Genomic DNA, 26333 nt, shown 5'->3' with positions numbered 1-26333 from the left:
CATCGTGTCATATTGCGGACAATGCAATATAAGAACCGATCTAAACGCGCAACTCTTGCAAACGTATGATCTTTAAGTCATGATTTGTGACGGCAGACACATATCGTGAGGCGGAGTATGGGTTCACCAGTCGTGGTCATGGGCGTATCGGGATCGGGAAAGTCGACGATCGGCGCCGCGCTGGCACAGCGGATACGGGTGCCGTTCGCCGACGCCGACGATTTTCACCCCGCCGCCAACATCGCCAAGATGTCTGCGGGACACGCCCTCGACGACGAGGACCGGTATCCGTGGCTGGAGTCGATCGGAGAGTGGCTCGCCAAGCACCACGACGGCGGCGTGATGAGTTGCTCGGCACTGAAACACAAATACCGCGACCAATTGCGGCGACACTGCCCCGACGTCGCGTTTCTGTATCTGAGCGGTTCACCCGAGGTGATCCGCCGGCGCCAGGCCAGCCGACCGGGGCATTTCATGCCGGCTGCGCTGCTGGACTCCCAATTCGCGACGCTGGAACCGCTCGGACCCGATGAAGCCGGTGTCGCCATCGATGTGGATCAGAGCATCGACGCCATAGTCGACGAATACATGGCCCAATGCGACACGGAGACAACGGAACAGGAGAACCGATGACCTCGGCCCTCACTCATCTCGCGGCCGGGACGGACCTGGTCGAGCCCGTGGCGGGCGGCGCGCAGTTGGTCCTGGCCGCACTGGCCGGCATTGCCCTGATCGTCGTACTGATCACGATCGTCAAGCTGCATCCGTTCCTGGCCCTGATCTTCGGTGCACTGACCGTGGGCATGGCTGCGGGCGAGAACATCAGCGACGTGCTCGCCTCATTCTCCAGCGGCTTCGGGTCCACCGCTGCCAGCGTCGGGATACTGATCGCGCTCGGCGCGATGTTCGCCAAGCTGTTGGCAGACTCCGGGGGAGCCGACGAGATCGTGGACACCATCGTCGGGCATGCGTCACCGAGGGCGCTGCCGTGGGCAATGGCGTTGGTGGGCGCGATCATCGGCCTGCCGATGTTCTTCGAGATCGGCCTGGTGCTGTTGATGCCGGTGATCTACCTGGTGGCCCGACGTTCGCAACTGTCGCTGATCACCGTCGGCATCCCGGCTCTGGCAGGCCTGTCGGCCATGCACGGATTCGTACCGCCCCACCCGGGACCGGTCGCGGCGATCTCCCTGCTCAACGCCGATCTCGGCGTCACGCTGGCGTTGGGCGTGCTGGTGGCAATCCCGACGATCGTGGTGGCAGGTCCGTTGTTCGGCAAACTGGCCGGTCGCTGGGTGGTCCTGGAGGTTCCGGACCGGTTCGACGCGGCGGACGCCACGGTCGGAGCGGCAGGAGCGGCCGGTGCGGCTACGACGACCGTGACGAAGGCGCGACCGACCTTCACCGTCACCATGTTCAGCGTTCTGTTGCCGGTGGCGCTGATGATGGGCAAGGCGCTCGTCGACATCTTCGTCGACGACAAGTCCCACCTGCTGCGGCAGACGTTCGACATCCTCGGTCAGCCTCTGATGGCGTTGCTGATCGCGGTGGTGGTCGGAATGTTCACTCTCGGTGGCGGTGCCAAGATGACCCGCGACCAGATCGTCACATGCATCGAGTCATCGCTTCCGCCGGTGGCAGGCATCATCCTGATCGTCGCGGCCGGTGGCGGATTCAAACAGGTTCTGGTCGACACCGGGATCGGCACCCTGCTCGCCGAATGGGCCAAGGGCGCCAACCTGTCGGTGGTACTGCTGGCCTGGGTGCTGGCCGTGTTGATCCGGTTAGCCACCGGGTCGGCGACCGTGGCCACGATTACCGCCTCGTCGCTGATGCTCGGCCTGGTCGAGGGAATGAGTACCGGGGAAGTGTCCCTGGTGGTGCTCGCCGTCGGTGCCGGCTCGTTGTTCTTCTCACACGTGAATGACGCCGGATTCTGGCTCGTGAAGGAATACTTCGGAATGACGGTGGGGCAGACCATCAAATCCTGGTCGTTGATGGAGACCGTGCTGTCGGTGACCGGCCTGGTTTTCGTTCTCCTGCTGGGACTGGTGATCTGAGCCGGTGAACCGAGCCCGACGTGAGGTGCCTGGGCGAACAGGCACCTCACGCAACGGTTTTCAGCCCCGGGTTACCTGTGTTCCACCGGCGAGTTCGTCATGCTTGCCCTGCTTGGTGGGGCTGCCGCTGATGGTCACCGCAATGATGATCATCGCGACAACGGCAAGGAACCCGCCCACGAACGGGATGATCGTAAGCAGCGTGAAGGCATTGCGAATCGCCGACTGAGCGGCCGTCGGCTTCGGCGCGTTGCCCGGACCATGCACGGCGAGCCCGAGCATCTTCTTGCCGGGCGTCGCGCCCATCCCCACCTCGAAGGCCACGTAGTAGACGAACATCAGCAGCCCAGTGAACAGGCCGGTCACCCAGTAGTTCGACAGCGAGTCTGTGAAGAAGCCCAGGAAGAACGCCACGATCCCGACGAGGATGCCGTCGATCACCCTGGCGAACCAACGCCGACCCAGACCGCCCGGTGCCTGCGTGCCGTAGGGCGGGGGATACCCACCCGGTACCTGCCCGCCATAGGGCGGTGGGTAGCCGCCGGGTTGTCCGTGCTGACCGAATTCCGATTGATAGTCACCGGTGCTCATGCCGTCAACGCTACCGATCGCGGAGCTGGTCAAGTTGGGATCGGGCGATGTCGGCGAGCGCGGCAGAGCGTTCACGGGCCGCCTCGGCAACCTCAGGTCCGTGTTCACGCGCAAGGTGCGCCAACTCTGCAGCCAGTTCACTCGTCCGCTCCATCGCCGCATCGGCCAGTTCGCGGCCCCGTTCGGCACCGACCACCAGGCCGTGTCCGACCTTCTCGGCGAGCGCACTGTCGGTGAGGGCATTGATGTTGAGGGCATTGTTGTTGAGGCCGCCGGCCGTCACACCGGGAACCGCAGCGGCGAGGCCGGCCGAGACCTGCCGAGCGGCACGGCGTCCGCGCCAGGCCAGCGACGGTTTGCCGGCGGTGTCGGCCGCAGCGATGATCAGGCCGCCCAACAGACTCACGTCGGTGACAAACTCCCGGCGCTGAGTCGCGGCGTGTTGCGGGTCGGAATCCTTCGTCAAGGCTTGGGAACCCACAGCCCTCGGAATCATCGTGACAGCCAGGGTCGCCGCGGTCAGCCGCGGTGCCCGGCCGAGCGCGAACAGGAGCCCACCTGCCACCTGTACCGCCGCGTTGACCCGCGTGAGCGTGTCGGCGTTGCTCGGGACCGCGGCCCCCACCGGGCCGGGCAGTGCACTCAACGCACCCAGCGTTCTGCGGGTCGTCTCGGTGGAGGTACTCGGGTCGCGCAGGGTGTCGACGCCCCGAGCGATGAAGGTCGCAGACAGCATGGGCCGGGCGATTCGTCTGATCAACATGGGCTAGGAGTTCCCACAGCTCGCCAGGGCAAACCTCTCCGGCCAGGTCACTGCGGCCAAGCGACACCCAGGAGTAACTTCGCAGGGGTGGATCGGCTGGCCGGCGACGGGCTGTGAACTACGACTGGGAACAGCTGGGTACGGGTGTGTGGCGCACCCGCCTTCCGTTTCTCGATGTCACGGTCGGTCTGGTCAGCGGCAACACTCACGCTCTTTTGGTCGATGCCGGTACGACATTGGCCGAGGCCCGCGGTATCGAGGCCGATGTCAGGGCACTGACGGGGCAGCATGTCACACGTATCATCCTGACGCACAACCATTTCGACCATGTCCTGGGTTGCCCCTGGTTCAAGGAGGCCGAAATCTACTGTGCACCAGAGGTTGCGGCGGCCATGTCTGTCGGCCGAGCGCACTTGAGGGCGGATGCGATCCACCACGGCGCCGACGCCGACGACGTCGACCGGGCGATCGCGGCACTGCCGGTTCCCACACACGAGGTGGCCCGTGGTGATATCGATCTCGGCGGCCGAATCGTAAGTATCTGCCGTCCCGGTGCCGGCCACACCACCCACGACCTGATCGTGACGGTGCCGAACGAGCACCCGGTGGTGTTCTGCGGTGATCTTGTCGAACAGTCCGGTGATCCGGTCATCGACGCCGATTCCGATCTGGAGGCTTGGCCGACGACGCTTGAGACCGTACTGGCCGCGGGCGGTGAGCACGGGGTGTTCGTTCCCGGGCACGGTGCCGTCGTCGACGCCCATTTCGTCCGGTTCCAACAACGCTGGCTCAGCGCCCAGGCGCGATAGCTGATCCCCGCTCACAGATTTAGTTAGCCCATATGCGACGATTCGCCGATGACCGAGGTTGACGCCCATTTCGTGCAGTCCGAGCAGGACAGATTCCAGCCGACCCGCTTTGCACAGAGCCACTGGGGTGAGGACCACCTCAACGGGCCGGCACTGGTCGGGCTGGCGGCGCGGGCGCTGGAGTCGTCCTTCGGGCTTCCCGAGTTTCTGCCGGCCCGGTTGACGGTCGACCTGTTCAAGGCCGCGCGCGGATTACCCACCACGACAAAGGTGGCGTTGATCCGTGACGGCAGGCGGGTCCGCAACTCCGAATGCGAACTGGTGCAGGACGGCGTCACCGTGGCACGCGCGACGTTGGTCCAATACCGGCTGAGCGCGCCCCCGCGCGGTGAGGAATGGACCACCGCAACGGGTTTCGAACCGCCTGCCGCCCTCGACGGGGACAGCAAGACGTACATGGGCAGTGACGAGGGAGGTTGGAGTAGGGCCATCGCCGAGCATCAGAACGCCTCGAGGAAGCGGTTCATGAACCGCACCATCACTGTGGTGCAGGGCCATCCGAATTCGCCGTTCGTCCGGGCGGCCATGGCTGCCGAGGGCACCAGCCTGGTCACCAACCTCGGCACCGCCGGCGTCGGCTACATCAACGGTGACCTCACGGTCGCGCTGTCGCGGTTACCCGGTGACGAGTGGATCGGCGTCCAGGCCGATTCGCACTGGGCAGCCGATGGCGTCGCCGTCGGCGCTTCGACGCTGTACGACAGTGCCGGGGCATTCGGCACCGGCCTCGTCACGGCGATCAGCAATCCAGCGGTGCAGATCGATTTCAACAACGACCCGTTTCCGGACCGCTCCGGACCGAGGTAGAGGTTTGGCGGCCGTCAGACCGGTCGAACTGACGGGACGCTGCGACTCACTCCGCGATCGCCACTCCCTCATGACTGGTCGGTATGTCCATGCCGGGCAGCTCCATCTGAAGATAGACGTCGATATGGCGGACCTTCTCGTCGGCGGTGAATTCGTATACCGACACCGAGTTGACCACGGATTCGAAATCACCCATCCGCGAACGCTCTTCGAGTTCGAGGAAGACCACTCCGTCGACCTCGCTGACGCGTTTGAACAGCCCGTCCCACTCCGCCGAGACCGCCCAGTTGGTTAGGAACTCGACATACTGCGGCCAGTCCATCACCTCCTTGAAATTGCCGATCCGCTCGAACTCGTCGAGGGCCAGCAATTCGGCCAACGGAGCCCAGCTTTCCCTGCCGAAACCGGACTGCTTGGCACTGTCGACAATGCGCTTGGTGCGCACCGCGTACTCCAGCGCCACCCGGGGTCGGCCGGTGTACTCACCGACCACGTCACTGACAGCTTTCATCGGTAGAAGTCCTCTTTCCTCAAGCAATTCAGGCGTTCGTGGTCTGCAGGTACCTGTCGACAACCGAGTGGAAGTGCGCAATGACGACCTCTTCCTTCACCAGTGCCATGTGCGTCAACGCGGTGTTGCGTAATCCGAGCTGCTGGCGTGGCATCTGCTCGTAATCCTGTTGCAGCGCCTCGAAATACTTGTAGCTACCGGCCTCGTCGACCACGATCGGCTCGGCGGTGAACGCGGCTTTCATCTCGTCGGGCAACCACATGTAGCTGGCGACATGCCAGATGCACCGGTTGGGATCGCCGTCCGGGTCGGGCAGCGACATGATGATGTGAGCTTCGCCGGCACGGATCGTCATGAAGAAATTCGGGAACCACACCCAGCCGTGGTTGTCGCTCATCTGGGCGTCGGTCAACCCGCTGACATCGAGGCCCATGCCGGTCAACGTGTCTCGCGTTGCCCGCTGCAGCAAGGTGCGGGCCGTCACGCCGTCGGGGAAGTTCAACGCACCGTCCTCGCCGCGGTATTCGGCCACCAGCTCCTGGAAACGGGGCAGTACCGCGACCGTCGACGGGAACGTTTCGGGCAGGTCCATGATCCCGTCGACCTGGGCCTCAGGACTTGCTCCGACCACGTCGAACGGCGCCATCGCCACACTGTGTCGCTCGAAGAACCGGTAGCGGCTGGTGGCCGGGTCGATGTTGATCACCCGCAGCAACTGCGGGTGAATGCCGTCAATGTGGTAGCCCTCCTGGAAGGCATCGAGGACCACCTTCCAGTTGCAGTCGACGGCCTCGGTCACGTCCATCACGGTGACCATCTCGTCGAGGCGGTACGGCTCGAGCAGGGTCGCGACCTCCTCGCCGATGAAGTCGGCCAGAGGTTCCGCGTCCGGATCCGGGTTGAGGAAAATGAACCCGGCGAAGGTGTCCACCGACACCTCGATCAGACCGTGGGTGTCCTTGTCGATCGGACCGGCCAGCGCCTCCCGCAGCATCCCCCTGAGTCGCCCGTCCAGGTCGTATGACCACAGGTGGTACTGACACAGGAAGCCCCGTTTGGCGTTGCCGCGGGGTTCCCGGCAGAGCACGTTGCCCCGGTGCCGGCAGGCGTTCACGAAGCCGCGGATCTTGTCGTCCTTACCGCGCACGATGAGGTAGGACTGATCGAAGATCTGGTACTGCTTCCAGTCGCCGGCCTTGGTCAAATCGTCGCACCGGCCGACCACCTGCCAGACTTTCATCCAAATCGAATCACGTTCCTGGCCAACAAATTCCGATGCTATGTAGCGACTGGTCGGGATCTCCATCCGATATGCATCGGGGGCGATATCGTCCAGGCCGGTGGCGTTCTCGACCCAATTTCCGGGGCGTGCTGTCTGCACGTGCGGACCTCCTCGTTTCTCTACTGGCTGTGAGGTGTTGACACTCTCCGCGGCCGTTCACGCCGCCTGCCGGCTGTTTGACTGGCATCACTGTTATACATGCCCGTATATGTAATACAGTGATGAATATATATGGTTTGGCTCACATGTCAACGGCTGTGGAGGTGCGCTGATGCGGTCCCAATTGGAGGTCGTCGCGGGTAGCCCGGCGGAGGCGGTGCTCAGTACCGCTGCGAGGGCATTCAAGACCCACGCGTTACGCGCCAGCGGAAGCGACGCGGCGGTGGAGGAATCCGAAACCTTCCGGCCCACCGATCAGCGGTGGGGGATCGACACGTTCGACCAGGCGTCCGCAGTACAAGTTCGCTGACGTTTGACAGGATGGGACCATGGCCGAACGCTGGACGAAGCAACGCCGCTTGGAGCACACCCGAAACGTCCTGCTGGACGCTGCCGAGGAGGTGTTCGCGCGCAAGGGATTCGACGGCGCCGCCCTCGAGGACATCGCCGAGATCGGCGGGTACACCCGCGGCGCCATCTACTCCCATTTCGGCAGCAAGGCAGAGCTGTTTCTCGCGGTGGTGGAACGCCGGCGCCAGCTGTTTCTCGACGGCTTCGCCGATGTGATCGCCACCTTCCACCGGCTCGACGATCTGGATGCCGATGAGCTCGGCGACCGGTGGCGCGATCTGGTCGGCGGCGAGGGCTCGGATCGCGCGGCGCTGGGATCCGAATACACGCTGTACCTGCTCCGCAATCCCGAGGCGCGAGATCGGGTGGCAGCCCAACGGGAGGAGACGGCGCACGCACTGGCCGATTACATCGCCAAGGGCGCTGCACGCCTGGGTGGGCAGCTGAGCGTTTCGGCACTGGATCTGGCCCGGGTGATCTTGGCCGCCAACGACGGGGTGACGCTCAACAGCCTGATCGACGGGCAGCCGGTGTACCGCCCGTTCCTTCGTATGGTGCTGTCCAACATCGTTGTGCCCAAAGCGCAATAGCTCATGACCGGGCCGCCACAGCCAGCGCGTACCGGCGCATTGATGGCGGTGGCCTCGATGGTGTGCGTGCAGATCGGGCTGGCGGTCTCCGTCGGCCTGATCGACGACATCGGCGCCGAGGGCGCCGCGTGGCTCCGCTTGGCCTGGGCCGGGGTTCTGATGCTGGCGATCGTGCGGCCACGGCCGTCAGCGTTCACCAGGTCGGCCTTCTGGACCTGCGTCGTGCTCGGGGTGGTTACGGCCGGGGTGACGATGCTGTTCATGGCCGCCCTGTCGCGGATCCCACTCGGCACGGCAAGCGCGCTTGAGTTCCTCGGCCCGCTCGGAGTCGCCGTGGCTCACGGCCGGGGCCGTGGTCGTGTTCTCTACCCCGGGCTGGCCGCGGTCGGGGTGGTGCTGCTGACCGAGCCGTGGTCGGGTGACGTGGATGTCCTCGGCGTGGCCTTCGCGCTGGGCGCCGCACTCTGCTGGGCCGGCTACATCCTGCTGACCCAACGGGTGGGGGACGAAGTTGCCGGGGTCAAGGGCCTGGCCGTGTCCATGCCGGTCGCCGGGCTGGTCAGCACCGCGGCCGTGGGCCCCTCGGTGTTCGACCAGATGACGCCTCAGCTCCTGATGATCGGCGCCGGCCTGGCGCTCCTGCTGCCGGTTGTCCCGTTCGCCCTGGAGATGACTGCACTGCGTTACCTGAGCACCGCCGCCTTCGGCACATTGATGGCCCTCGAACCGGCATTCGCGATGCTGATCGGTCTCCTCATGCTGCAGCAGGTTCCGTCCGTCGCCGCGGTGATCGGCATCTGTCTGGTGGTGGTCGCCGGCATCGGTGCCGCACGCACGGGAGCGCGGGCGGCACCGGTTCCGGCCGAGATCGGTTGACCGACCCGGGCCGTGCTCAGATGTCGATGCGCTTGCGCCGGTAGAGCGTTCCGACCATGAGTAGCAGCAGGCTGACCACCAGGATCACCGTGGCCAGGACGTTGATCTGCGGTGGCACCGCGGCCTTGACCGCGGCATTGACGTACAGCGGATAGGTGACGGTGGAACCACTGACGAAGTAGGTGATGATGAAGTCGTCCAACGACAAGGCGAACGACAATATCGCCGCGGCCACGATGCCCGGAACAATCAGCGGCAGCGTCACTTTGAAGAACGTCCGGGTGGGTCCGGCACCCAGGTCCATCGAGGCGTCTTCGAGCGTCCAGTCGAAACCGCGCACCCGCGCCCGCACCGTCAGCGCGATGAAGCTGACCTGGAACGCGATGTGCGCCAGCACGATCGTGGTGTATCCGGTGGCCCAGCCCAGATCGAGGAAAAGGGTCAACAATGAGGCGCCCATGACGACCTCCGGGGCGGTCAACGGCAGCACCAGGAACGTGTCGACTGCTTTCTGGCCACGGAATCGTTGACGCACCAGGGCAATTGCCACCATTGTGCCCAGTACCAGTGCGATCACGGTGGAGACCGCGGCCACGTTGAGGCTCATCTTCAAGGCCTCGGTCAGCGCCGGGTACTTGAACGGGTCGGCCCAGTTGTCCAGGGTGAATCCCTGCCAGGTGTAGTTGAACTTGCCCGCCGGCTTGTTGAACGAGAAGAGCACGATGACAAAGATGGGCAGGAACAGGTAGAGCAGGACCAGCCCGGCGACCAGTCGCAGCACCAGGTCGCCCCACTTGGGTGATCCCTTGACCGATTTCGGTTCCGCCGGGTTGACGGCGGCTTCGATGGCGGCGGCTGTCATACCAGGTCCTCGGTTCCCAGGGCTCGGGTGTAGAGCAGTACTCCGACCAGGATGATGCCCATGAGCACCATGCTGAGCGCCGCGGCGGCGGGATAGTCCTTGACCACCAGGAACTGCTTCTGGATCACATTGCCGATCATGCTGGTCTGGGTGCTGCCCAGATAGTCGGCATTGATGAAGTCGCCGGCCGCGGGAATGAACACCAGCATGCTGCCGGCCAACACACCCGGCATCGACAGCGGCAGAATGACTTTGGTGAAGCTGCGACGGTTGGACGAATAGAGGTCCTTGGACGCTTCGATCAGGCGTGGATCGATCTTCTCCAGACTCACGTACAGCGGCAGGATCATGAAGATGATCCAGTTGTAGGTCAGGCCACCGACCACCGCCCAGCTGGTCGAGAGCAGCCGTCCCTCGCTGGGCAGCAGCCCGATCGAGCCGAGCGCGCTGACCACCAGGCCGTCGTCGGCCAGGATCGTCTTCCAGGCCAGGGTCCGGATCAGGAAGGTGACGAAGAACGGCAGGATGACCAAGCCGAGGATGAGGTTCTTGTAACGGCCTGCCTTGAACGCGATCACATAGGCCAGCGGGAACGCCAGCATTGCGCACACGACCGTTGCGATCAGCGCGTATCCGAAGGACCGCAGGATCTGGTCCTGGTACTCGCGGAACGCGTGGGCGTAGTTGCCGAAGTTCCAGTCGAAGGTCAGCGTCGGAAGGTAGATCGACCCGCCGGAGGTGGACAGCGAGGTCCGAGCCAGCGAGACGAACGGCACGACGAAGAAGATCCCGAGGTACACGAGCGCGGGCAGGATCATCAGATACGGGGCGATCCTGCTCCGCTGCCGGTTACTGGTGGCTGCGCCTGCCACGCGATCAGCCTCCGGTCACTGCGGCGTAGAGCTCGTTGTACTCCTGGGTCTGCTCGTCGGTCATGGCGGCCCAGGACTTGAGGTTGTCCAGCATCGCGGCCGGCGGGTTGATCAGCTGATTGCCCGCGAGCGACGGGTCGATCTTGCTCAGCTCGTCGGTCATACCGGACAGCACCGGGACGAACTGGGTTGTGGCGATCAGCTTGGCGTAGTTGCCCCGGTCGTAGATGTAGTCGATCCAGGCTTCGGCGGCCTTCTGGTTCTGGGTGGTGTACGGAATGACCATGGTGTCGATGAACCAGGTGCCACCGGCCTCCGGAACGATGAACTCGATGTCGGGATTGTCGGCCTTGAGCTGCACCACATCACCCGAATATGCCTGGGCGACAACGACATTGCCCGATGCAAGTTCCTCGGCGTAATCGTTGCCGGTGAACTTGCGGATCTGTCCCTTGTCCTTGTTCTCCCGAATCGTGTCGACGGCCTTCTTGACGCTGTCAGTGGTGGGGTTCTCGGGGGAATTGCCCTGCGAGAGCATCACCATGCCCAACCCGTCCTGCAGGTCCGACAGCAGGCTGACCCGTCCTTTGAAGGCCGGGTCCCACAGGTCCTCGACCTTGGTTACGGGGCGCCCGGTCGCGGCCTTGTTGTAGGCCAGGCCCACCATGCCGGACATGTACGGCGCGAGGTACTTGCGTCCCGGATCGATCTTGGAGTTCAGCAGATCCGGGCGCAGGTTCTTCTTGTTGGGCACCCGCGAATCCCGAATTTCGCTGAGCCAGTGCAGTTCGTGGATCCGGGCGGCCATGAACTCGGTGGGGACCACGAGATCGGAGCCGATGTCCTGCTGACGCGACAGCGGTTCCTTGACTTTGGCGAACCACTGCTCGTTGTCGTTGAAGTCCTCCTTGTAATCCACCTGCAGGCCCGAGGATTTCTGGAATGCCTCGATGAATCCGGGAGCCATATACAGCGGCCAGTTCGACACCCGCAGCAGGCCACTCGCGGGTGAGCTGTCGTCCGGCGCCGCCGAGGTGGTCGGGCTGCCGGATTCCCCTCCCGAACTGCACGCGGCCAGGACCGAGGGGCCCAGCGCCAGGGCAGCGGCGGCCGCGGCGCCGCCGCCCAGGAAGCGACGACGTGAGGTGCGGTTGGAGGCAAACCGGGCAAGCACTCGGGGATCGGTGGAGTCGGACATGGGCTGCCTTTCGGTCAGTTCGGGCGCTCGGTCGATGGAGGTGGCGGTGCGGCGGTGGGGATCAGGCGTCGTCGAGCATCTCTTCGAGGTCTTCGGTGGTGGGAATGTCCGCGGCCGGGAGCACCCGCGACGCGTCGGGCGACCAACCCACGTGGACCTGATCGCCGGGCCGCAGCAACGGCAGGTCCTGCTCGGGCCCGACGTGGGCGATGATTGTCGAATCATCGGGTGCGGCAAGGGATACCCGCAGGACCGGACCCTGGAATGTCAGGTCCTTGACGGTGGCGGGCACGGTGGCCACATCCCCGGCGGGAACGTCCATCGAGACGCGGACCCGCTCCGGGCGGATCATCAGTGTCGCGTGGCCGCCGGGTTCGATCGTGGTGTCGCCGGGCTTGGCCTTGAGTGTGGAGCCGAGGACCTCCACCTCGACGAAGTCGCGGTTGGCCCGCCCGGTCTGCCGGCCCGCCCACAGGTTGGCCTGCCCGATGAAGCTGGCGACGAAAACCGTTGACGGGCGGTCGTAGATCTCGGTGGGGCTGCCGATCTGCTCGACATTGCCGTTGTTCATCACCGCGATCCGGTCGCTCATGGTGAGCGCCTCTTCCTGATCGTGGGTGACATAGATGAACGTGATGCCGACCTCGCGCTGGATCCGCTTGAGCTCGAATTGCATCGCGTGCCGCAGCTTGAGATCCAGGGCGCCCAGCGGCTCATCGAGCAGGAGTGCGCTCGGATAGTTGACGAGGGCACGGGCCAGTGCCACCCGCTGCTGCTGACCGCCCGAGAGCTGGCCGGGCTTGCGCTTGGCGAAGTCGGTGAGCCGAACGATCTCCAGCAGCTCGTCGACGCTGCGCTTGATTTCGGCGGCATTCTTCTTGGCGGATTTCTTTCTACTGCGCGGCCCGTAGGCGACGTTGTCCCACACCGTCATGTGCGGGAACAGCGCATAGTGCTGAAAGACCGTGTTGACGTTGCGCTTGTGCGGTGGCACGCGGGAGACGTCGACACCCTCGAGTCGGATGGCGCCCTCGGTCGGGCTTTCGAATCCGGCGATCATGCGCAGTGTGGTGGTCTTCCCGCACCCCGAGGGGCCGAGCATCGAGAAGAACTCACCCGACGCGATGGAGAAGTCCGCCTCAGACACGGCGATGTAGTCACCGAATCGCTTCGTGACGTGGTCGATCTCGATGACAGGCGCGCCGATGCGTGGCGAGCCGTCGTGTCGCGTCGATGTGTCGACGGTGGTGATGTCTGGGCCGGTCAGCGGAATCCTCCTCCAGTGCAGCCGCATGAGCTGTCGGTAAACGATTGCGGATAGCTCCGACCTTCGCAAGCGATTCCGCAACGATTTAACATTTCTACAATGGAATCCTTCGTCTAGCGGGGCCATGACAGCGCAATCCCATTGCGTGGTGGTTGCAGCGACGGGCTGATGTCAAGTTTCGCAGCTCAGCGGGTGTCACGGCAGGAAACCGGCCACTGCGCGAGTCAGCCCCACTCGTGGTTCATCGCACGGGATTCGGACAGGGTCTGCACGGAGTCACCGTGGCGGTCCGGTGCCCGGGATACCGCGATCAGCGCCATCGCCAGTGCCGCGGTGACCGCACCCGCGACGAAGATCGTCACGAAGCTGACTTCCGAAGGCACCATCTGATGCCCGAGCAGCACCGCCACGACCGCCGCCGCCACCGAACTGCCGATGGTTCGTGCAATGGCGTTCATGCTCGTGGCGATGCCCGTCTCACCGGTGTCCACCTCACTGACCACGAGCGCGGGCAACGCGCCGTATCCGAGGCTGATGTAGGCGTTGGCCAGTACTCCGGCCAGGACGACCTGCCAGGGACGGTCGTGCGCGACGGCCAGCATGACGAATCCCGCGATGCCGGCCAGGGCGGCCACCACCAGCACTCGCCGCGCGCCGTAGCGGTCGATGTAGCGGCCACTGACCAACGCCACCAGGAAACCGGTGAGCGCTCCGGGAAGGAGGAAGTAGACGCTTGCCTCCAGCACGGTGGCGCCGAATCCGTAGCCGGCCATCTCACGCGACATCTGCACGAACTGGGTGAGACCGAGAAAGGCGAAGTACAGGCCCATTCCGACCAGGATCGTGGCCAAGTTGGTGAGCAGAATGGGTCTGCGGGCCAGCATCGTGGTCGACACCAGGGGATCGGCCGCCCGTCGCTCCCACCACCACCAGCCGATCAGCACACCGACCCCGCCGACGAGGAAGCCGACCGTGCCCGGATGACTCCATCCCCACGAGTTGCCCTGGGTGATCGCCAGCAGCATCGACGACAGGCCGATCGCCAGGCCGACGGCACCCAGCCAGTCGATCGCCCCAGCCGCGTCCGGTCGGCGGTTGGGCACGATCACGATGGCGACCACGATGACGACGGCGGTGAAGGCGGTGGTCAGCCAGAACACCCGGTGGTACCCGGCGTCGCCCGACATCAGTAGGCCGGTGACGACGAGGCCGACGCCGCCGCCGAATCCCAGCGTTCCGGACAGCACAGACATCGCACTGACCAATCGCTCTTCGGGGAGTTCCTCACGCAGGATCGCAATGCTGATCGGATAGAGCGCATAGGACGCGCCCTGCAGAATGCGTGCCGCGATCAGCAGCGGCACCGAGGCGGTGACCGCAGCCAGCACGGAACCCGCCAGCACGACCACCAGTACGCCCAGCAGGACACGCTTCTTGCTGTGGAGGTCGGCAAGGCGCCCGATCAGTGGGGTCGTGGCCGCTGCGGCCAGCAGGTTCGCGGTGACGGCCCAGCTGACCGACACCGAAGTGGTGTTCAGCTGCTGGGCGATGATCCCGAGGATCGGGACCACCGCGGTCTGCAGGATGGCGACGGTGAGAGCCACCAGGCTCAGGCCGGCAATGAGGACACCGGCGCGGCGCGGTGCCGGAAGCGCGGGGGAGACGGACCGGTCAGCTTCGGTCCTGGCCACTTCCCCTCCGATCCTTAGCTCACCTTGGTGTTTGTCGATTATGTCGTTGGTCCGGCACGTGCCCGCACACCGGGTGCGTGGTCGAATAGACGAATGGTTTTCGGAGTCAGTGCGCTCAACGCTTCCGCGTTCAGTGGGCGCCGCCCGACCGGTTCGGGCGATCTGACCGTGGAGACCCACGGAATCGCGCCTCTGGCCGCCGACCAACGCTACGGACATCCGTCTCGGCTGTTCACGGTGTGGTTCGCGCCGCAGGTCAACATGACCGGAGTTTTCACCGGCACCTTGGCGATCACGCTCGGGTTGGGATTCTGGCTGGGCCTGCTGGCCATGGTGATCGGCACCGTCCTGGGTTCAGCCGTGGTCGCTTACCTCTCGACGTGGGGACCGCGCACTGGCGCTGGTCAACTTCCCAACGCACGCATGGCATTCGGCGGTCTGGTCGTGGTACCCGGTGTCCTGCAGTGGGGATCATCGATCGCCTGGGACGCCCTTGTCGGCTTGTTCGGCGGAGAGGCACTCGCGGCGCTGCTCGGCATCCCGTTCTGGAGTGCGGTGTTGATCGTGCTGGCAGTTCAGGGCGTCGTAGGGGTTTTCGGCTACGAGTTGATCCACCGCCTGCAGGCGGTGTTGACCGTCATCCTGTTCCTCACGTTCGCGGTGTTCACCGTCAAACTGGTCAGCGGTCATGACATCGTGGTGCCGCCATCGGTTGCCGGTGCGGATCTGGCTGGGGCCTTCGTTTTCGAGGTCACGATCGCCCTGAGTCTGACGATCTCGTGGGCCAGTTATGCCGCCGATTTCAGTCGCTATCTCCCGACAGATTCGTCGCGGTGGCAGGTGTTCGGATACTCGTTCGGCGGAATCGTGTTGGGTTACATCTTCGTTCAGGGCATCGGGATCGCAGCGGCAACTGTTATCGGTGAGCACACCGCCGACGGCGTTCACGCCGTCATGGGCGGTGGTCTGCTCGGCGGTCTCGCCTTGTTGGTGATCGCCCTCGCGGCGATCGGGTCGGGGGTGATGAACGACTACAGCGGCTCGTTGGCGTTGCAGACCATCGGTGTGCGCGTGCGCCGGCCGGTGTCGGCGATCATCGTGACAGTGCTGGCGTTCGGGTTGATCCTGTGGCTGCACGCTGCCGATACGGCCACCCGGTTCACCGATGTCCTGCTGTTGGTCAGCTACTGGATTCCGGCGTTTGTCGCGGTGGTCGTGGTGGATTGGATCCATCGAACCCGGGGCCGCCCGAGCATCGATCCGAGTAACGAATCCACGGTTCGCCGTGATGCGGTGGCGGCCCTGATCGCGTTCGTTGTGGCGTACGTGGTGGCGGTGCCGTTCATGAACACCACCCTGATCCAGGGTGCCGTGGCGACCGCATGGCACGGCGCCGACATTGCCTACTTTGTCAATTTCCTTGCAGCGCTGATGCTTTACGGTGGCTACCGGCTGCTGACGCAGCCGTCTCGCCGACCCTGACGGTCACTTCAGTGCGGCGAGTACGTGCTCGGTGAAGGACGACGTCGACGCGCTACCGCCGACGTCAGGCGTCCCGACACCCGCATCAAGGACGCGTCCGACGGCAACTTCGATACGGTCGGCGGCGTCGCCGAGTGCGCGAATACCGCCGTCGCGGCCGGCCAGCCAACGCAACAACATCGCGCTGGACAGGATCATCGCCACCGGATTGGCGATGTCTCGTCCGGCGATATCGGGCGCCGATCCGTGTGCGGCCTGCGCCATCGCGTGGATCTGCGAGGTGTTGATCGACGGGGCCATCCCGAGCGAGCCGCTCAGCTGGCCGGCCAGATCGGACAAGATGTCGCCGAACATGTTCTCCGCCACGATCACATCGAAATCGCGGGGATGACTCACCAGTCGAGCCGCGAGTGCGTCGATGTGCTCGCCTCGCACTTCGACATCGGGATAGTGCTCGGCGACCGCCAGGCACGCGTCGCGGAACAAACCGGTGGTCTTGGCCAGGACATTCGCCTTGTGGGCGACGATGACCGACTTCCGTCGGACAGTGGCCACCTGGAATGCCTGATGGGCGATCCGTTCACAGGCAGTGCGGGTGAAGACCGCGACCGCCAGCGCGATATCGGGCGTGGGCATGAATTCGCCTGCGCCGTCGTACATATTGCGGTCAGCGTAAAACCCTTCGGTGTTCTCCCGGACGATGACGACGTCGAGATCGGGGCATACCGCAGGGACGGCTGTACTGAGCGACCGCGCAGGCCGGATGTTGGCGAACAGGTTGAAGTGCTTGCGGATTGTCCCGCCGGGCGACAGCGTGCCCCGGAATCGATCCGGGTATCCGGCGTTGTCGTGCGGACCGAGGATCCATCCGGGCAGCCCGGCCAGTTCGGCCAGAGTCGTTTCTGGCAGGGGAGTTCCGAACTCACCGATCGCCTCGAGTCCGAAGGGCAGTTCGCACCAGCGCACGTCGACCGACCCGCCTGCCACGGCCCGTTCGACGATCCTGGTGGCCGAGTCCACGATCTCCGGCCCGATCCCGTCGCCGCGAAGCACTCCCAGAGTCAGCACAGTGTCATCTTCCGCTCACACCGGATGGGCCGCGAACCACTGCAGCAACAGCTCCGCGACCTCGGCGGGCTTCTCCTCCGGAAGCCAATGCGACGCGCCGGCGAGCGTTTCGAAGCGGTAGGGGCCGCTCACATAGTTGGCGGTGTCGCGCGCGGGTTTGGCGGTCAGAGCTATATCGCGGTCGCTCCAGACATAGAGCGTCGGCACGGTGATCTTCTGGGCCTTCGAGCGCACTCCCAGACCGGAGAAGTCCATCGGCGTGGCCCGGTACCAGTTCAGCGCGGCCGTGAGCGCCCCGGGTTCGGCCATGGACCGGGCATCCCGGGCCGCCGCCTCCGGCGGCAACCCGCTACGGGTCAGCACCTTGGCCATGGTCTTTCCCTTGCCGTCGCGCCCGAGCATGAAACGCTCGGCCACCCAGGGCAGTTGATTGACGTACATGTACCAGGAGGCCAGTCCCTGTCGGCTGGTCAGCATGGACCGCATGAAGGCCATCGGGTGGGGCACCGACAGGGCTGACATCGAGGCCAATCTCTCGGGCGCGGTGCCGGCCACGCCCCAGGCCACTGCCGCGCCCCAGTCGTGACCGACCAGGTGAACCCGGTCCGCACCGCTGGCGTCGATCAGCGCGAGGATGTCCTTCACCAATTCTGTCGCGCGGTAGTCGCGGCGCCGCGTTGGCCGGGCGCCGGGCGAGTACCCGCGCTGATTGGGTGCCAGACACCGGAAGCCTTTGGCGGTGAGCAGCGGGATGATCTGCTCCCAGCTGCTGTTCTGCTGAGGAAACCCGTGCAGCAGCACCACCACCGGCCCGTCAGCAGGTCCGCTGTCGGTGACGTCGAATATGAATTCCCCGCGGCGGTATTGATCCATATTCAGCATCATGCCAACCGAGCGCGTCGATCACGCCCGTCAATCACGCATTGTCCTTGGATGAGATGTTGTTGAGCACGCTTTGCGCCTGGCGGTCCACCATCCCGGTGATGCCCTGCTGCGACGCTCCGAACAGTAACGAGTAGCCGACTACGTGGGCGTTGGTGGTGACGCTGACCCCGTCACCGGCGATCCCGGCCTTGACCATCAGCAATCCAGCGACAGCGGTCAATGCGCCTGCAGGGAGCTTCAGCAATAGCGAGGCCATCGGCACCGCGTAAGCCGTGGATGTTCCCGTCATCCGGCGAATGGCCACCGCGCCCACCAGGCTGGCGCTCACCAGGCCCAGGAGCTCGGCGATGGCGATGTCCGCACGGGACATCGACGCACCGGTTGTGACCAGACCGAAGGTGTCGGGACGACAAGCGCCGACCACCCCGAAACATATCGCCAACAGCGCCAACACGGCGGTGCCGCCAAGCAGGATGTTACGGAAACTGCGCAGCCGCATACTCTCGCCGTCGGAGGCGGCATGTACCGCCTTGACACTGTGTGCCAAGGCTTCCCGGTCGTGTTCCGTCCATTTGGAGTGCCCCAGAATTTCGCGGAGCGCCATGACCGACTCATGGTTGTCACCGAGCAATTCCTTTCCGGTGGAGATGATTTCGGGTATTCGTGCCCGAACCACTCCGGGTGTCGCCAGCCGGATGACCGTGACTTCCACGGCGTGTATTCGAAGCCAGGCGGCTTCCACGGCGGCCCCGTTGAGCAGGCTGCGGAAGCTGCACGACGCGTCGAGGATCTCGTTCGCCTCCTTGAGCCTGTGCTGTGCATCGAGGTAGCGCGGGTCGTCGCGGCAGTCGACCGGGAGTCCGTCGAGATCGACATGGAGATCGGCGAGCCGCCCCCGCGCAACTTCGCGCCACACCGATAACGGTCGGCGGCGCAACGCGCCCCGAGGCGAGGCACCGGCGTGCCTCTCGCCGGGCGAGGGCGCGTCGGCACCGGCAAGTGCGAGCGTCGGACGATCAACTGCCGCGGAGTGCTGCGAGGCCAGCGCGGTCATGTCCGCATCCCATACGTCATCGTCATCACCGTCCAGGCATGTGAACTGACAGGTCGAGCACTTCACAGCATGGCCAGGTCGGTGGGTAGGGACACGCGTAGTGCGCTACCTCATCTCTGTCGGTGGATCCGACCCTGATCTGATCGATGCCGCACGCGGTCAGCAGTTGCTGCAGCGGCCAACTACCTCAGCCGCCCGCATACGTGGTTCACGAATCAGGCGCTGCACTTCCCGGCGTGAACACCCCGTCGTGGTCGAGAGTGGTTGTTTGCCAAGTAATCCCAATTTGCAATTGCCTTGAGACACCGTGATCTTTCGGTAGCCAACTTGTGACTGCAATGTGGTGAGGTAGCAGTGCTTCCCGGTTGCCGAACGTGCACAGGATCCGGTACCAATCATCAGGTGCGGGTGCGAGGGGCGAAGCGATGACCGGGTTTGGGGTAGAAGACGTTCCGGGGCACTGGCTGACCGCAGCCGAAGTCGCACGGGCATCGGAGCTGCGCGAGGACCTGGTAGAGCGGTTCCTGCCGGCCATACCACCGCAGGAGAATCTGTACGCCCGGGACCTGGTCTCGATCGCCCGATTCGTCAAGGCGCTCACCGATCTCGGGACGCCGACCGCCGCGGTCGAAGTGGCTGTCGCCGAGTTGCGGGCCCGCCCGGACGCAGCGTTCAACGTGGCACTCGGCGCGGGTGGTACCGGTCACCGGCCGCTGCGTGTCAGGTTGACCGGTACACGGGTCTGGAAAACGGTCGGCGTGACCACCGCGGCCGCACTGCTCGTCGGCGGTGTGGTTGCGGTCACGACGACAGGCCGCCACGATCAGCACCCCCCCACTCAGGCGGCATCGTCGAGTGCGAAACCCGTTCCTGTCGAGGCGGTTACGTCAGCGGTGACGGATGAGCCCGGCAGCAAATCCGCTCAGGCATTTGCCGCACAGAAGCCGGATGCGGTCTGCGCTCAATGGCAACGGGCCAGCGCCGGGTACGACGGCAAGCAGCAGGCGTGGGCGAAGACCGATCATCGCGTCGCGGCTGCGCGCTGGTCTCGCAAACAACGGTCGGTGACGATGTCGGTCATCCCGGTCATGCGGCAGGAGGCCGATGAACTGCGCCGCTTGGCAGACAAGGCCACCGATCCACTGCTGACCGGCCTGCTGCGCGCACAGTCCCGGTACGTGGACAACTACGCCAACAAGCTGCCGAAGTTCGAGCCCGCAGATCACGCGAACTGGACTGCGGCCATCGCGATGGACGGTGCGGTGAAGGCGGCCTGCTCCACGCCGCGTTGACCGCACCCATTCCGGATTCCGTTGGGGCACTAGGGGATGAGTGCCCCACCGGAATCGGATCGGCTACATCGGAACCCAACGGTCGAGGAACCAGAAGCCCCAACCGCGGCCGTCACCGGAAGGCATCGGGGTCACCCGCTGGCCGTTCCACTCGAACGGTCGATGATCGCGTCGCCCCGCGTCGATGCCCCGACCGTGCCAGTCGCCGGGCCGGGCGCCACGGTCATCATGACGGTCGCACTGCGGTGCACCCGGACGGTCGCAGCCAGGTCCCGGTTCGGCGTTGGCGGTGCCGATGCCAAGACCGAGTAACCCGGCCATACCGATGCCTGCCGCCATCGCCGATATGCCCACGGATTTTCTGAAACGCATTGCTTTACTCCGTTTCTGACCAGTGCGACGACGGTGCCGCACGGAGAGCAAAGCTACTTCGGTGGGTTGTGTTTGCCCTGCGCTGACTGTGGGGAGGGGCTGTGTGGTCGGTAACGAGATGAAAACCGCTCACCAGGTCAGGTTGTGCTTTTCGAAGTGGCGGGCCAGCGCCTCCATGTACTCGTCGCCGTGGAACGGCCCGCGAGCGCCGATCGCCTTCTCCAGGAAAGGCCCGTACTCCTCGTCGTTGACGTAGGTCGACCAGTGGGTGATCTGGCCGTCCTCGTTGGTGTCGATGAAGCTGATCGAGTAGAAGCCCATCGTCTCGCCGTCGGCAGTGGTGCCTTCCCAGCGGTAGCGCATGACAAGGCCGTTCTCGGCCGGCCAGAACTTGTGGTCGACGGGTTTCCAGTCCGGGAAGACCACCGAGTAGGCCTTCGCTTCGACGGTGGCCGCGACGTCGAAGGACGTCGCCACGTCCTTGAGGACAAGTTCCTGCCCGGCTACGAAGTAGGGGGAGGTGTACACGGCGTCGTCGGTGAACTCCCACTCGTCATAGGACTCGCCTGCCTGGACCTTCCGCAGTACGTATTTGTCCCGGTAGCTCTCGGCCATACGGCGGTGCTTGGCGATTCGATCGACCAGATCCATTGCGATCCTTTTCCATTGGGGGAGCGATAGGAGCGGCCAGCAGCTCATCTGGCGTGGCACACACGCTTAATATACATAGCTGTATCGCAGATTCAACGATGGATTTATACCGGCGCCAGGCACGCTAGCTGCGGGTCAAGAATCCCAGCACGGTCTGCTCGAAGGCTCCTTTCGCCTCGATCATGGCCCAGTGCCCACAGTTGGGGAATACGTGCAGTTCGGCGTTCGGGATCGTTCGCATGGGGACCAGGGCCATGTCGAGGGGGCTGACCCGGTCATCTCGGCCCCAGGTCAGCAGCGTCGGGGCGGCTACCTTGTGCATCTGCGCCCAGGCCATCGGGGCATCGGACGACCGCATGGCGGCCATCATTCCCGCAAAGGCCGCCTTGCCGTACATACGTTTGGCAGCAGCAAGCGTCGTGGGGTCGGTCGCCAACTCCCAGCGCTGTTCGATCAACTCGTCGGTTACCAGCGCCGGGTCGTAGACCATTGAGTTCAGCCAGTCGATCAGGCGTTGGCGGGTCGGGTCTTCGGTGAACTCCTGCAGCAACCGGATGCCCTCGCTGGGGCCCGGGCTGAACAGGTTGGTGCCGATTCCCCCGATGGTGACGAGCTTGCCGATACGGTCGGGGTGACGGATGGCGAAGTTGATCCCGACGCCGCCGCCCATGGAGTTGCCGACGATGTGGACGCGGTCGATACCGAGGGCATCCACGAAGGGTCCGACCACGCCCTGGGCGGTGATCATGGGGTGGCCGCCAATGTCATCGGTGACCCCGAATCCAGGGAATTCCAGGATGAGACAACGGAACTGCTGGGAAAAGGTGGGCAGAATTCCCTGGAAGTTGCGCCAACCGGTGACTCCGGGGCCAGAGCCGTGCAGGAACAGCAGTGCCGGTCCGTCGCCAGTGTCGAAATACCGCAGCACTCCGGCGGAGGTGTCGATCTGCTTCAGTTCCAGCTCGGTCATGGCGACCAACCTACGGGTTGCCTGAGGGCAGGATCCTCGGCGGTCCCACCTCATGGAACATCGCGCCCGGTAGAAGCCCAGGACGGTGACGCGGCGCGGAGCCGTACCGCTGAAACCTGCTCTCGCGTAACGACTCCTACGAATCATCCGGCTGCAAACGGAACGTCTGCGGGATTCGGTTCCGGTTCGTATATTGGTGACAGAGGGAAAGATCCATTCCTTTGGGCAGCACGGGGAGACATAGATGTGACTCCGTCACCGGCACCGGCCTCACGCCCACCTACCGGCGTGACGGCGAATGCTGCCGGTGTCGACGCGCACCGCAGGCTACGGCTGCACTTTCTGCGCGGCGTGGTGATGCTGACCTTCGCGGGCAGCGTGGCAGCACTGGTCGTCGACCACGGCACGGGACGGATCGGTCACGAGTCGGCGCTGATGAGTCTGATCGCGGTGTCATTGGCCGCGACGGTTCTGCTGCACGGTCTGCTTCTAGGGCGCCCGATGACCGTGGCCCACGGCGCCACCGCGGCGGCGGCCGTGTTGCTCGGGGCGGTCGCCGTGGTGATCGGTCACCCGGCGGACGGGTGGATCTGCCTGGTACTCGCCGCGGCGATGTTGGTCAGGCCGAGGGCGTCGATAGCGCAACCAGACGCGCTACCCGCGGTGTCATCGCTGGTCAACGAAACAAAAGGTGATCCGCTGGCGCCGTTCGCGATGGCTGCGGGCAAGAGCTACGTGTTCTCCGCGGATGGCACGGCCGCATTGGCCTACCGCTCCCTGGCCGGGTTGGCGGTGGTCAGCGGCGATCCGATCGGTAACCGGACCCGCCACCCGGAGGTGGTCGCTGCCTTTACCACCCTGTGCCGGACTCGGGGATGGCGAATCGTCGTGCTGGGCGCCTCGGAGAGTCTGTTGACGTTGTGGAGTAGCCGGGCTGTGACCGGCGACAGGTTGCGGGCCATTCCGATCGGGCGTGACGTCGTGGTGGAAGTCAGCGGTTTCGATCTCGTCGGCCGGCGCATGCGCAATCTCAGGCAGGCGGTCCAGCGGACCCGTAACGCCGGGATCACCACGGAGGTGGTCGCCGAATCCGATGTCGATAGTGCGCTGCGGGCCGAACTCCTCGACGTGATGCGGCAGTCGGGCAAGGCGGTCAGTTCTGAACGAGGGTTCTCGATGATGCTCGGTGGTGCCCTGACCGGCCGCTACCCGGGTGTGTGGCTGATCTACGCACGTGATCGTGATGGACGGATACAGGCATTCCAGCGTTACGCCAGCGCAGGTGGCGGCACCGAGCTGAGCCTTGACCTGCCGTGGCGCCGCTCGGGCGCACCCAACGGGATCGACGAGCGGCTGACCGTCGACATGATCACCTGGGCCCAACTGCACGGGGGAGAGCGCATCTCGCTGGCCTTCGCGCCGTTCCCCGATCTCTTCGGGGGAGACCACCGCGATGAGGTCGGCGTGCGGGCAGTGCGGACCCTGGCACACGTCGGCGACCGGCTCATCAAGCTGGAATCGCTGTATCGCTACGTCCGGAAGTTCGACGCGTTGGGCGAGCGGCGCTACGTGTTGCTGCCACTGGTCGATATCCTTCCCGCGGCGGCCGCATTGCTGACTTTGGAACTCGCTCCACACCGTCCGACGCAATTGACCAGCGCGTTTCGGTAGTCGCACCGACGGTATGCTGGACCGAGATGTTGTCGCGATTTTTCTCCAGTCTGGTCCGGGTCCGAGTCACCCTGACGTACGCGACGGCACTGTTCGTGATCGCGTCGCTGCTGCTGCTCCTCGGGCCCCAGGCGCAGGACCGTGTGGTCGGCCAGCTGAGCACCAACCTGGAGAACCTTGGGCGGGGCAATCTGGGAACACTCCTCGGCAGCGCCTTCGTCACTGCCGAGGGATATACATATCTGCTGCTGCCCGGCCTGGTGTGCCTGCTCGCGTTGGCAGAGCTGCACTGGCGCAGCACGCGGTTGATCCAGGCATTCGCGCTCGGCCACATCGGGGCCACCCTGGTCGTGGCGGCCGGACTGGCCACCGCGATCAAACTCGGCTGGCTGCCCATCTCTGTGGCACACGCCAACGATGTGGGGTTGAGCTACGGCGCTCTCGCCGTCCTCGGCACCCTGACCGCGGCGATACCGGCCCGGTGGCGCCCGGGTTGGATCGGCGGTTGGACCACCATTGCCCTGGTGGTCACGGTTGCGGGGTCAGATTTCGCCGCCGCCGGCCACGCTGTCGCCTTGATACTGGGGATTCTGTTGTCGATCCGGTTCAGCTCTGATTCGCATTGGACGCCGCCCCGGCTGTCCTTGCTGGCGATCGGTATCGCGTTTGGACTGCTGCTACTCGTCGGAGTTTCGCCGCAGGTGGCGCCGATTGCGCTGCCCGCGGGTGTGGCCGTCGCACTGATTGCCACGTGGGCTCGGGGGCGCTGGTTCGCCAGGCCGGCGAGCGTCAGCGCCGACCTGGCTACAGTGGCCGCATGACGCTGCCCGCCGACGCCGCCCATCCCGATCTGGTCACGGTCGAGGTGCCGACGCACTGGTACAACCTGCCGGCCGAACTCGATCAGCCGATCCCGCCGCATCTGCACCCAGGGACCAAGGAGCCGGTCGGCCCGGACGACCTTGCTGCGCTGTTCCCGAGCGGGTTGATCGCGCAGGAAGTGTCCACCGAGCCCTACTTTGCGATCCCGGATGCGGTGCGGGAGATCTACTCGATGTGGCGACCGTCCCCGTTGATCCGGGCCCGGCGCTTCGAGCAGGCACTCAACACCGGTGCCCATATCTACATCAAATACGAGGGTGTCAGCCCGGTCGGCAGCCACAAGACCAATTCGGCTGTGGCGCAAGCCTATTACAACAGCATCGACGGGGTTCGAAAGCTGACGACGGAGACCGGCGCCGGGCAGTGGGGTAGCGCGCTGGCGTTCGCCGGGGCCCAGTTCGGTCTCGAGATCGAGGTTTGGCAGGTGCGTGCGTCCTACGAGTCGAAGCCGTACCGCGGTCACCTGATTCGGACGTACGGCGGCACCGTGCACTCAAGTCCCTCGAATCTCACCGCCGCGGGGCGCGCGATCCTCGCAGCGACCCCGAACACCACCGGCAGTCTCGGGATGGCCGTCAGTGAGGCGGTCGAGGTCGCGGCCGGCGATCCCGACACCCGCTACGCGCTGGGCAGCGTGCTGAACCACGTGGTGCTGCACCAGAGCGTGATCGGCCAGGAGGCCGTGGCGCAGCTCGCCGCCGTCGAGCCGAACGGTGCCGACGTTGTGTTCGGCTGTGCCGGTGGTGGTTCCAACCTCGCCGGGCTGGCGTTCCCGTTCCTGCGCGAGAAGATTCACGGACGGTCCAATCCGAAGGTGGTGGCTGCAGAGCCGACCGCGTGCCCGTCGATCACGCAGGGGGAGTACCGCTACGACCACGGTGATGTGGCGGGCCTGACCCCGCTGCTCAAGATGCACACGCTCGGAATGGATTTCGTGCCGGACCCGATCCATGCGGGTGGACTGCGCTACCACGGCATGGCGCCGGCACTCAGCCATACCGTCGAACTGGGACTGGTCGAGGGAATCGCCGTCGGTCAGCATGACGCGTTCTCCGCGGGTGTGCTGTTCGCGCGGACTCAGGGCATCGTCCCGGCGCCGGAATCCACCCACGCGATTGCGGCCGCTGCCCAGCACGTCGCCGACGATCCGGCCGAGCAGGTGGTCGTCATCGGGCTGTCAGGTCACGGCCAACTCGATCTGCCGGCGTACGCGGAGTTCCTGGACGGGAATTTCTGATGGTTGGTTGCTCATTTCCA

General features: G+C 65.0%; 27 protein-coding genes. 12 read left to right on the top strand and 15 right to left on the bottom strand.

Features of this window, described 5'->3' with window-relative positions:
- Positions 1-117 precede the first annotated feature (117 nt).
- Together G6N44_RS04270 and G6N44_RS04265 are read left to right on the top strand one after the other, a co-directional pair.
- The gene (locus tag G6N44_RS04270; protein WP_163661399.1) at positions 118-633 is read left to right on the top strand and encodes a gluconokinase; all 516 of its coding nucleotides are present in this window, start codon (positions 118-120) and stop codon (positions 631-633) included.
- Positions 630-2060, top strand: coding sequence for a GntP family permease (locus G6N44_RS04265; RefSeq protein ID WP_163661397.1), 1431 nt, complete (start codon positions 630-632; stop codon positions 2058-2060). Before G6N44_RS04270 ends, G6N44_RS04265 begins: the two co-directional genes overlap by 4 nt.
- A gap of 60 nt (positions 2061-2120) precedes the next feature.
- Here G6N44_RS04265 and G6N44_RS04260 read toward each other — a convergent pair whose 3' ends face one another.
- Entirely contained in the window at positions 2121-2651 is a 531-nt protein-coding gene (locus G6N44_RS04260) for an RDD family protein (RefSeq protein WP_163661395.1), read from the bottom strand.
- Positions 2652-2661: 10 nt separating this feature from the next.
- The gene (locus G6N44_RS04255) at positions 2662-3414 is read right to left on the bottom strand and encodes a DoxX family protein (RefSeq protein ID WP_308213785.1); all 753 of its coding nucleotides are present in this window, start codon (positions 3412-3414) and stop codon (positions 2662-2664) included.
- 113 nt (positions 3415-3527) lie between these two features.
- On the opposite strand from G6N44_RS04255, the gene G6N44_RS04250 reads away from it, so the two are divergent.
- Entirely contained in the window at positions 3528-4223 is a 696-nt protein-coding gene (locus G6N44_RS04250) for an MBL fold metallo-hydrolase (protein WP_163661393.1), read from the top strand.
- A gap of 48 nt (positions 4224-4271) precedes the next feature.
- Positions 4272-5090, top strand: a complete 819-nt coding sequence (locus G6N44_RS04245) for an acyl-CoA thioesterase domain-containing protein (RefSeq protein ID WP_163661391.1) — start codon at positions 4272-4274, stop codon at positions 5088-5090.
- A 46-nt stretch (positions 5091-5136) separates the two neighbouring features.
- On the opposite strand, the gene G6N44_RS04240 is transcribed toward G6N44_RS04245, so the two are convergent.
- Together G6N44_RS04240 and G6N44_RS04235 are read right to left on the bottom strand one after the other, a co-directional pair.
- Positions 5137-5601: a hypothetical protein gene (locus G6N44_RS04240; protein ID WP_163661389.1), complete on the bottom strand. Its 465-nt coding sequence runs from the start codon at positions 5599-5601 to the stop codon at positions 5137-5139.
- Positions 5602-5629: 28 nt separating this feature from the next.
- Complete coding sequence (locus G6N44_RS04235; RefSeq protein WP_163661387.1) at positions 5630-6982, bottom strand: aromatic ring-hydroxylating oxygenase subunit alpha; 1353 nt, start codon at positions 6980-6982, stop codon at positions 5630-5632.
- A 172-nt stretch (positions 6983-7154) separates the two neighbouring features.
- Between G6N44_RS04235 and G6N44_RS04230 the strand changes: the two genes are divergently transcribed.
- Genes G6N44_RS04230 through G6N44_RS04220 form a run of 3 tightly spaced genes read left to right on the top strand, consistent with a single transcriptional unit; the run spans position 7155 to position 8859 of the window.
- The gene (locus G6N44_RS04230; protein ID WP_163661385.1) at positions 7155-7352 is read left to right on the top strand and encodes a hypothetical protein; all 198 of its coding nucleotides are present in this window, start codon (positions 7155-7157) and stop codon (positions 7350-7352) included.
- 19 nt (positions 7353-7371) lie between these two features.
- On the top strand, positions 7372-7983 hold the full coding sequence (locus G6N44_RS04225; protein WP_163661383.1) for a TetR/AcrR family transcriptional regulator: 612 nt from the start codon (positions 7372-7374) through the stop codon (positions 7981-7983).
- A 3-nt stretch (positions 7984-7986) separates the two neighbouring features.
- Positions 7987-8859 (top strand): EamA family transporter, encoded by an 873-nt coding sequence (locus G6N44_RS04220; protein ID WP_163661381.1) that lies wholly within the window; start codon positions 7987-7989, stop codon positions 8857-8859.
- Positions 8860-8875: 16 nt separating this feature from the next.
- On the opposite strand, the gene G6N44_RS04215 is transcribed toward G6N44_RS04220, so the two are convergent.
- From G6N44_RS04215 to G6N44_RS04195, 5 genes are all read right to left on the bottom strand, one after another.
- Entirely contained in the window at positions 8876-9721 is an 846-nt protein-coding gene (locus G6N44_RS04215; protein ID WP_163661379.1) for an ABC transporter permease, read from the bottom strand.
- Positions 9718-10593: an ABC transporter permease gene (locus G6N44_RS04210; protein ID WP_163661376.1), complete on the bottom strand. Its 876-nt coding sequence runs from the start codon at positions 10591-10593 to the stop codon at positions 9718-9720. Before G6N44_RS04210 ends, G6N44_RS04215 begins: the two co-directional genes overlap by 4 nt.
- A 4-nt stretch (positions 10594-10597) precedes the next feature.
- Entirely contained in the window at positions 10598-11791 is a 1194-nt protein-coding gene (locus tag G6N44_RS04205) for a polyamine ABC transporter substrate-binding protein (protein ID WP_163661374.1), read from the bottom strand.
- Positions 11792-11852: 61 nt separating this feature from the next.
- Positions 11853-13085 carry an ABC transporter ATP-binding protein gene (locus G6N44_RS04200; RefSeq protein ID WP_235682943.1) on the bottom strand — a complete coding sequence of 411 codons (1233 nt, stop codon included), beginning with the start codon at positions 13083-13085 and terminating at the stop codon, positions 11853-11855.
- Between the two features lie 197 nt (positions 13086-13282).
- On the bottom strand, positions 13283-14749 hold the full coding sequence (locus G6N44_RS04195; RefSeq protein ID WP_179964478.1) for an MFS transporter: 1467 nt from the start codon (positions 14747-14749) through the stop codon (positions 13283-13285).
- A gap of 93 nt (positions 14750-14842) precedes the next feature.
- On the opposite strand from G6N44_RS04195, the gene G6N44_RS04190 reads away from it, so the two are divergent.
- The gene (locus G6N44_RS04190) at positions 14843-16231 is read left to right on the top strand and encodes a purine-cytosine permease family protein (protein WP_163661373.1); all 1389 of its coding nucleotides are present in this window, start codon (positions 14843-14845) and stop codon (positions 16229-16231) included.
- Positions 16232-16234: 3 nt separating this feature from the next.
- On the opposite strand, the gene G6N44_RS04185 is transcribed toward G6N44_RS04190, so the two are convergent.
- From G6N44_RS04185 to G6N44_RS04175, 3 genes are read right to left on the bottom strand one after another with little or no spacing between them, the layout of a single operon-like run.
- Complete coding sequence (locus G6N44_RS04185; protein WP_163661370.1) at positions 16235-17299, bottom strand: isocitrate/isopropylmalate dehydrogenase family protein; 1065 nt, start codon at positions 17297-17299, stop codon at positions 16235-16237.
- A gap of 15 nt (positions 17300-17314) precedes the next feature.
- Positions 17315-18172 (bottom strand): alpha/beta fold hydrolase, encoded by an 858-nt coding sequence (locus G6N44_RS04180; protein WP_163661368.1) that lies wholly within the window; start codon positions 18170-18172, stop codon positions 17315-17317.
- 43 nt (positions 18173-18215) lie between these two features.
- Entirely contained in the window at positions 18216-19238 is a 1023-nt protein-coding gene (locus tag G6N44_RS04175; RefSeq protein ID WP_163661366.1) for a hypothetical protein, read from the bottom strand.
- A 425-nt stretch (positions 19239-19663) separates the two neighbouring features.
- On the opposite strand from G6N44_RS04175, the gene G6N44_RS04170 reads away from it, so the two are divergent.
- On the top strand, positions 19664-20530 hold the full coding sequence (locus G6N44_RS04170; RefSeq protein ID WP_163661364.1) for an ESX-1 system-associated protein: 867 nt from the start codon (positions 19664-19666) through the stop codon (positions 20528-20530).
- A gap of 63 nt (positions 20531-20593) precedes the next feature.
- Here G6N44_RS04170 and G6N44_RS04165 read toward each other — a convergent pair whose 3' ends face one another.
- From G6N44_RS04165 to G6N44_RS04155, 3 genes are all read right to left on the bottom strand, one after another.
- Positions 20594-20902 carry a hypothetical protein gene (locus G6N44_RS04165; RefSeq protein ID WP_163661362.1) on the bottom strand — a complete coding sequence of 103 codons (309 nt, stop codon included), beginning with the start codon at positions 20900-20902 and terminating at the stop codon, positions 20594-20596.
- 129 nt (positions 20903-21031) lie between these two features.
- On the bottom strand, positions 21032-21553 hold the full coding sequence (locus G6N44_RS04160) for a nuclear transport factor 2-like protein (protein ID WP_163661360.1): 522 nt from the start codon (positions 21551-21553) through the stop codon (positions 21032-21034).
- Between the two features lie 124 nt (positions 21554-21677).
- Positions 21678-22523 carry an alpha/beta fold hydrolase gene (locus G6N44_RS04155; RefSeq protein WP_163661358.1) on the bottom strand — a complete coding sequence of 282 codons (846 nt, stop codon included), beginning with the start codon at positions 22521-22523 and terminating at the stop codon, positions 21678-21680.
- Between the two features lie 288 nt (positions 22524-22811).
- Here G6N44_RS04155 and G6N44_RS04150 point away from each other — a divergent pair, with 288 nt between their 5' ends.
- Genes G6N44_RS04150 through G6N44_RS04140 form a run of 3 tightly spaced genes read left to right on the top strand, consistent with a single transcriptional unit; the run spans position 22812 to position 26313 of the window.
- A complete protein-coding gene (locus G6N44_RS04150; RefSeq protein ID WP_235682942.1) occupies positions 22812-24194 on the top strand; it encodes an MprF family protein in 1383 nt (460 codons plus the stop codon).
- 29 nt (positions 24195-24223) lie between these two features.
- Positions 24224-25015 carry a rhomboid-like protein gene (locus G6N44_RS04145; RefSeq protein WP_372508148.1) on the top strand — a complete coding sequence of 264 codons (792 nt, stop codon included), beginning with the start codon at positions 24224-24226 and terminating at the stop codon, positions 25013-25015.
- A complete protein-coding gene (locus tag G6N44_RS04140) occupies positions 25012-26313 on the top strand; it encodes a TrpB-like pyridoxal phosphate-dependent enzyme (protein ID WP_163661356.1) in 1302 nt (433 codons plus the stop codon). Before G6N44_RS04145 ends, G6N44_RS04140 begins: the two co-directional genes overlap by 4 nt.
- Positions 26314-26333: the final 20 nt, after the last annotated feature.

The sequence above is a fragment of the Mycolicibacterium alvei genome (assembly GCF_010727325.1).
GTDB lineage: Bacteria > Actinomycetota > Actinomycetes > Mycobacteriales > Mycobacteriaceae > Mycobacterium > Mycobacterium alvei.
The sequence above is the reverse complement of the archived record's forward strand: the minus strand, read 5'-3'. Positions and strand labels throughout refer to the sequence as shown.